At 60.8% G+C, this 342-nt stretch carries 1 protein-coding gene; it reads left to right on the top strand.

From position 1 onward, the window contains the following. On the top strand, nucleotides 1–342 hold a 342-nt coding region (locus CYJ76_RS11740), incomplete at both ends, for a transposase (protein WP_180802307.1).

Genomic DNA, 342 nt, shown 5'->3' with positions numbered 1-342 from the left:
ATTCTGGGCATCGGTGTGCGCGGACCTGGCCAACCGCGGTGTCCAAGACGTGTTCATCGTCTGCTGCGACGGGCTGAAAGGCCTGCCGGAAGCCGTGGAGGCAACCTGGCCGAATTCTATGGTGCAGACCTGCATCGTGCACCTGATTCGAGCTGCGAACCGGTGGGTGTCCTACCAGGACCGCAAACCCGTATCGAGAGCGCTTCGGGAGGTCTACACGGCCGCCAACGAGGACACCGCCCGTGCCGGATTAGATGCTTTCGAAGCCAGTGAATTGGGCCAAAAATACCCGCAATCGGTCAAAGTCTGGCGCGACGCCTGGGACCGGTTCATACCGTTTCT

Origin of the sequence: Kytococcus schroeteri, from assembly GCF_002847825.1 — a bacterium.
Taxonomy (GTDB): Bacteria; Actinomycetota; Actinomycetes; order Actinomycetales; family Dermatophilaceae; genus Kytococcus; species Kytococcus schroeteri.
The sequence above is the reverse complement of the archived record's forward strand: the minus strand, read 5'-3'. Positions and strand labels throughout refer to the sequence as shown.